Origin of the sequence: Mesorhizobium sp. M4A.F.Ca.ET.090.04.2.1 (assembly GCF_003999085.1) — a bacterium.
GTDB lineage: Bacteria > Pseudomonadota > Alphaproteobacteria > Rhizobiales > Rhizobiaceae > Mesorhizobium.
The window spans coordinates 1-5,311 of the sequence record NZ_RZOT01000436.1 but is presented as its reverse complement, the minus strand read 5'-3'; the positions used below and the strand labels follow the sequence as shown (position 1 = coordinate 5,311).

Sequence of the window (5,311 nt, the reverse complement as noted above, 5' to 3'; positions counted from 1 at the left end):
GGCATAGATGGTCTGGTAGTCCCTGCGGTCGCGCTCGTCGTCATCGCGCTTGGAGGCGATGTATGGCGGCAGCGGGATGTGGCCGACCGCATGCAGCGCCTCGTCGAGAAACGGACCGGACAGATCGAAGCCAAGCAGCACCTCGCCCGCCTCGCCCTTCTCGATCACCGTGGCGTCGAGCCGGCCGAGAAAGCAGGAATTGGTGTCATGGCCGAAATGGATGCGATCGCCCGCGGCGATGCGCTTGCCTGGCCGCATGAAGGCCTGCCAGCGGTCGGGCGCCACCCGCATGTGCAGCGTTGCCTCGACCTGCGCCTGTGCCTCGCCGCGCTTGCGGATGCCCTTGAGCTGCGCTGGAATGACCTTGGTGTCGTTGAAGACGAGGACGTCGCCTTCCTTGAGCAGCGACGGCAGGTCGCTCACCGCGCGGTCGGCCAGCCCCGCGCCGCCCGGTCTGACGACCAGCATCCTGGCGCTGTCGCGCGGCTCGGCCGGACGCAATGCAATGCGGTCTTCCGGCAGGTCGAAATCGAAGAGGTCGACGCGCATCAATAGAGCCGGATGAGCAGCGCTCCGGCGAGCAGCAACGCGGCGCCGGCAATGCGGCCGAGCGAGATCTCGCGCACCGCCACGCCCAGGAAGCCGGCGCGGTCGATGAGCATGCCGGCCAGCAGTTGGCCTGCGACCAGGAACGCCATCAGCGCGGCGGCGCCGATACGTGGCGTCAAAATCGTCGAGAGCGTGACGTAGAAGCCGCCGAGCATGCCGCCGGCGATGAACAGCCATGGCGCGGGCGCTTTCCAGTCTAACGAAATGCCCTGCAGCTTCACCACCACGAGAGCGATGATGCCGAGCACGACCGCGCCCGACAGGAACGAGAACGCAGCCGCCGCGACCGGGAGGCCCAGGCCGCGCGCCAGCTGCGAATTGATGGGCGCCTGAACGGCGATAAAGGCGCCGGACAGGATGCCAAGCAGGGACCAGACGGCGCCCATCATCGTGGTTTCACACCTTACTTGACGTCGGCCGCGACCTTGAGCGACACGATCTTGTCGGGATCCTGCACCGGCTCGCCGCGCTTGATCTTGTCGACATTTTCCATGCCTTCGATCACCTGGCCCCAGACCGTGTACTGGCGGTTGAGGAAGGCGGCATCGTCGAAGCAGATGAAGAACTGGGAGTTGGCCGAATTCGGGTTCTGGGCGCGCGCCATCGAGCAGGTGCCGCGACCGTGGTTGGCGTTGGAGAACTCGGCCTTCAGGTCGGGCTTGTCCGAGCCGCCCATGCCCGCGCGGGAAGGCGCGAAGGAGGCCTTGCTCGAATTGCCGAACTTGACATCGCCGGTCTGCGCCATGAAGCCGTCGATGACGCGGTGGAAGACGACGCCGTCATAGGCGCCTTCGCGCGCGAGCTCTTTGATGCGGGCGACATGGCCGGGCGCCAGGTCGGGGAACATTTCGATGACGACGTTGCCCTTGGTTGTTTCCATTATGAGCGCGTTTTCGCGGTCCTTGATCTCAGCCATGTCAGATATCCTTTTGAGAAAAACAGATTTATTTGTCGGCGGCGATACGCACTTTGACCATGCGGTCGGGGTCTGCGACCGTGCCGTTGTCCGCCTCGTCGCCCTTCTTGATGTTGTCGACCAGCTCCATGCCGCTGACGACATTGCCGACGATGGTGTACTGGCCATCGAGTGACGACGCCGGCGCGAACATGATGAAGAACTGCGAATTCGCGGAATTCGGATCCTGCGAACGGGCCATGCCGACCACGCCGCGCTTGTAGTGCTCGGTCTGCGAAAACTCGGCCGGCAAGTCAGGCAGGTCGGAGCCGCCGGTGCCGACGGCCTCGGGGTTGAAGCCCTTCTTCATGTTGCCGAACTTGACGTCGCCGGTCTGCGCCATGAAGCCGTCGATGACGCGGTGGAAGGCGACATTGTCATAGGCGCCCTCGCGCACCAGCTTCTTGATCTGCGCGACGTGCTTGGGCGCCAGATCGGGGCGCATCGCGACGGTCACGTCGCCGTCCTTCAGCGTGATGATCATAGTGTTTTCCTTGTCGGCGGGGAAGGCCGGGAAGGATGCCGCCACGAGGCCGGCCAGCACGACGAGGAACGAAGCGAGCTTCTTCAGCTGCATGGAAGTCTCCGGAGTTTTATTTCGCGAATTTGGCGGTGAGCGCGCCGGCGACGGCCGCCGGCACGAAGGGGCGGATGTCGCCTCCCATCGAGGCTATCTGGCGGACAAGTGTGGCGGTAATGGTTCTGACCGACGGGCTGGCGGGCAGAAAAACCGTCTGCAGTTCCGGCGCCATGGTCTCATTCATGCCGGCCATCTGCATCTCGTAGTCGAGATCGGTGCCATCGCGCAGGCCGCGTATCATGATCGAGGCGCCCTCTCTCCTCGCCGCGTCGATGACCAGGCCATCGAACGCCACGACCTTTATGCGGGCGCCGTCGCGACCGAACTCGGCCTTGGTCGCCGCTTCGATCAGCTTCACCCGTTCCTCGAATGAAAACAGCGGCTTCTTGCCGGGGTGGATGCCGATCGCCGCATAGACGATGTCGGCCACGGCGAGCGAAGCCTTCAGCACGTCGAGATGGCCGTTGGTCAGCGGGTCGAAGGAGCCTGCGTAAAGGGCGATGCGTTCGGTCATGGCAGGCTTCTAGCGGGCGCGCGGACGGAAGGCAAATCCGATTGATGCGGCATCCGTGAACCTTTTCGCAGACTGAACGACAGATGAATGCGACGATCAGGAACGTTTCACGCAGCGTTCACTAGGTTGCCGCTTCAGGAGATGAAACCAAAGTCCCATCTATCCGTTATTAGGCGCAGGAGAACACGCACATGCTGATCTACATGCTAGCCACCGCAATGACAGTCGCCATGCTGATCGCCACCGCATTCGGTCTGCATCAGGAAGCCGTGCGCGTTCGCGCCAAGACGAACACGCGGCGCTTCGAAGTCCGCAAACCCTATCGCCACTACTGAATTGCGCCCCGCTTGATTGCGCGAACAGTCCCGATTGCGCCGGCCGTCTGGCCGGCGTTGCTGTTTTAAGCTTATTCGGCAATATCCGGAGCATCGTCCGTGGCATCGGCCTCGCCTTCGACGCTCTCTTCCTCATCCGATTGCGGTTCCGAAATCCGCTCCACCGAAACGACCTTCTCGCCTTCGGCCGTGTTGAAGATGGTCACGCCCTTGGTGGCGCGGCTGGCGAAACGGATGCCGTTGACGGGGACGCGGATGACCGTGCCGCCGTCCGACACCAGCATGATCTGGTCGTCATTGCCAACGGGGAAGGTCGCCACGAGACGACCGATCTCGGCCGTCTTCGACACGTCGGTGGCGCGGATGCCCTTGCCGCCGCGCCCGGTCAGTCGAAAGTCGTAGGACGAAGATCGCTTGCCGTAGCCATATTCCGTCACCGTCAGCACGAGGCGCTCATGCTCCTTGAGGAATTCGTAGCGTTCGTCGGAAAGCTCCGCCTCCTCGCCGATCTCCTCATTGGTCAGCGCGATCTCTTCCTCTTCACCGGCAACACCGGCGGCAAGCCGCCGCTCCGCGGCCGCCCGCTTCAGGTAGGCGGCGCGCTCGGCGGGCGAAGCGTCGACGTTTTCGATCACCGACATGGAGATGACCCGGTCGGTCTCGGCCATGGCGATGCCGCGCACGCCGACCGAGTTGCGGCTCTGGAAGACGCGCACGTCGCTGACCGGGAAGCGGATGCACTGGCCCGAATTCGCCGTCAGAAGCACGTCGTCATTGTCGGTGCAGGTCTCGACGCCGAGGATCTCGTCGCCTTCCTCCTCCAGCTTCATGGCGATCTTGCCGTTGCGGTTGACCTGGACGAAGTCGGACAGCTTGTTCCTGCGCACGGTGCCGCGCGTGGTGGCGAACATCACGTCGAGCTCACCCCAGCTTGCCTCGTCCTCGGGCAGCGGCATGATGGTGGTGATGCGCTCGCCCTGCTCCAGCGGCAGCATGTTGATCAGCGCCTTGCCGCGCGACTGCGGGTTGCCGATAGGCAGTCGCCACACCTTCTCCTTGTAGACGATGCCGCGCGAGGAGAAGAACAGCACCGGCGTGTGCGTGTTTGCGACGAACAGGCGAGTGACGAAATCCTCTTCCTTGGTCGACATGCCGGAGCGGCCCTTGCCGCCGCGGCGCTGCGCCCGGTAGAGCGAGAGCGGCACGCGCTTTATGTAACCGGAATGGCTGACGGTGACGACCATGTCCTCGCGCTGGATCAGGTCCTCGTCTTCCATGTCCGCGCCGCCGTCGGAGAGTTCGGTGCGGCGCGGCGTGCCGAACTCGTCGCGGACCGCGATCAGCTCGTCCTTGACGATCTGCTGGATGCGCGCGCGGGACGACAAAATGTCAAGATAATCAACGATCTCGGCGCCGATCTTGTTCAACTCGTCGGCGATCTCGTCACGGCCGAGCGCAGTCAGGCGCTGCAGGCGCAACTCGAGAATGGCGCGGGCCTGCTCTTCCGACAGATTATAGGTGCCGTCCTCGTTGATGCGGTGGCGCGGGTCGTCGATTAGCTTGATCAGCGACGCGACGTCGTGGGCCGGCCAGCGCCGTTCCATCAACTGCTCGCGCGCAGTCTGCGGATCGGGCGCGGTGCGGATCAGCTTGATCACCTCGTCGATGTTGGCAACGGCGATGGCGAGACCGACCAGGACGTGCGCGCGTTCGCGCGCCTTGCGCAAAAGGTACTTGGTGCGGCGGCTGATCACCTCCTCGCGGAAACCGACGAACGCCTTCAGCATGTCGATCAGCGTCATCACTTCCGGCTTGCCGCCGTTCAGCGCCACCATGTTGGCGCCGAAGGAGGTCTGCAGCGGGGTGAAGCGGTAGAGCTGGTTGAGGATGACATCAGCGACGGCGTCGCGCTTCAGTTCGACGACGACGCGGTAGCCCTGGCGGTCGCTCTCGTCGCGAATGTCGGAAATGCCCTCGATGCGCTTGTCGCGCACCAGCTCGGCCATCTTCTCGATCATCGAGGCCTTGTTCACCTGATAGGGAATCTCGGTGATGACGATCGATTCACGGTCGTTGCCGCGCGCCTCGATATTGACGCGGCCGCGCATGACGATGGAGCCACGGCCGGTCGAATAGGCGCTGTAGATGCCTGAACGGCCAAGCACGATGCCGCCGGTCGGAAAATCCGGACCGGGCACGATCTCCATCAGTGTCGGCAGGTCGATTGCAGGGTTGTCGATGAGGGCGATGGCGCCGTTGCAGACTTCGCCGAGATTGTGCGGCGGGATGTTGGTGGCCATGCCGACGGCGATGCCGCC

General features: G+C 63.8%; 7 protein-coding genes. 1 reads left to right on the top strand and 6 read right to left on the bottom strand.

The window, feature by feature from the left end:
* The 5 genes from EN781_RS24945 to coaD form a co-directional block, all read right to left on the bottom strand.
* A partial coding sequence (locus EN781_RS24945) for an S-adenosylmethionine:tRNA ribosyltransferase-isomerase (protein WP_189347822.1) occupies nt 1-549 on the bottom strand: 549 nt, incomplete at its 3' end.
* Nucleotides 549-998, bottom strand: a complete 450-nt coding sequence (locus tag EN781_RS24940; RefSeq protein ID WP_126054737.1) for a DMT family transporter — start codon at nt 996-998, stop codon at nt 549-551. The genes EN781_RS24940 and EN781_RS24945, both read right to left, overlap by 1 nt.
* Before the next feature lie 14 nt (nt 999-1,012).
* Complete coding sequence (locus tag EN781_RS24935; RefSeq protein WP_126054738.1) at nt 1,013-1,525, bottom strand: peptidylprolyl isomerase; 513 nt, start codon at nt 1,523-1,525, stop codon at nt 1,013-1,015.
* Nucleotides 1,526-1,553: 28 nt separating this feature from the next.
* Entirely contained in the window at nt 1,554-2,048 is a 495-nt protein-coding gene (locus tag EN781_RS24930; protein ID WP_245492648.1) for a peptidylprolyl isomerase, read from the bottom strand.
* Between the two features lie 109 nt (nt 2,049-2,157).
* Nucleotides 2,158-2,658 carry a pantetheine-phosphate adenylyltransferase gene (gene coaD, locus EN781_RS24925; protein WP_126054740.1) on the bottom strand — a complete coding sequence of 167 codons (501 nt, stop codon included), beginning with the start codon at nt 2,656-2,658 and terminating at the stop codon, nt 2,158-2,160.
* 191 nt (nt 2,659-2,849) lie between these two features.
* Between coaD and EN781_RS24920 the strand changes: the two genes are divergently transcribed.
* On the top strand, nt 2,850-2,993 hold the full coding sequence (locus EN781_RS24920; protein ID WP_126054741.1) for a hypothetical protein: 144 nt from the start codon (nt 2,850-2,852) through the stop codon (nt 2,991-2,993).
* A 71-nt stretch (nt 2,994-3,064) separates the two neighbouring features.
* Here EN781_RS24920 and EN781_RS24915 read toward each other — a convergent pair.
* Nucleotides 3,065-5,311, bottom strand: a 2,247-nt coding sequence (locus tag EN781_RS24915) for a DNA gyrase subunit A (RefSeq protein ID WP_127400413.1), incomplete at its 5' end; no start/stop codon positions are given.

What these genes read in the sequence shown, in the direction of transcription:
- EN781_RS24940 (WP_126054737.1), bottom strand. Translation starts at nt 998, where the DNA reads ATGATGGGCGCCGTCTGGTCCCTGCTTGGCATCCTGTCCGGCGCCTTT.
- EN781_RS24935 (WP_126054738.1), bottom strand. Translation starts at nt 1,525, where the DNA reads ATGGCTGAGATCAAGGACCGCGAAAACGCGCTCATAATGGAAACAACC.
- EN781_RS24930 (WP_245492648.1), bottom strand. Translation starts at nt 2,048, where the DNA reads ATGATCATCACGCTGAAGGACGGCGACGTGACCGTCGCGATGCGCCCC.
- coaD (WP_126054740.1), bottom strand. Translation starts at nt 2,658, where the DNA reads ATGACCGAACGCATCGCCCTTTACGCAGGCTCCTTCGACCCGCTGACC.
- EN781_RS24920 (WP_126054741.1), top strand. Translation starts at nt 2,850, where the DNA reads ATGCTGATCTACATGCTAGCCACCGCAATGACAGTCGCCATGCTGATC.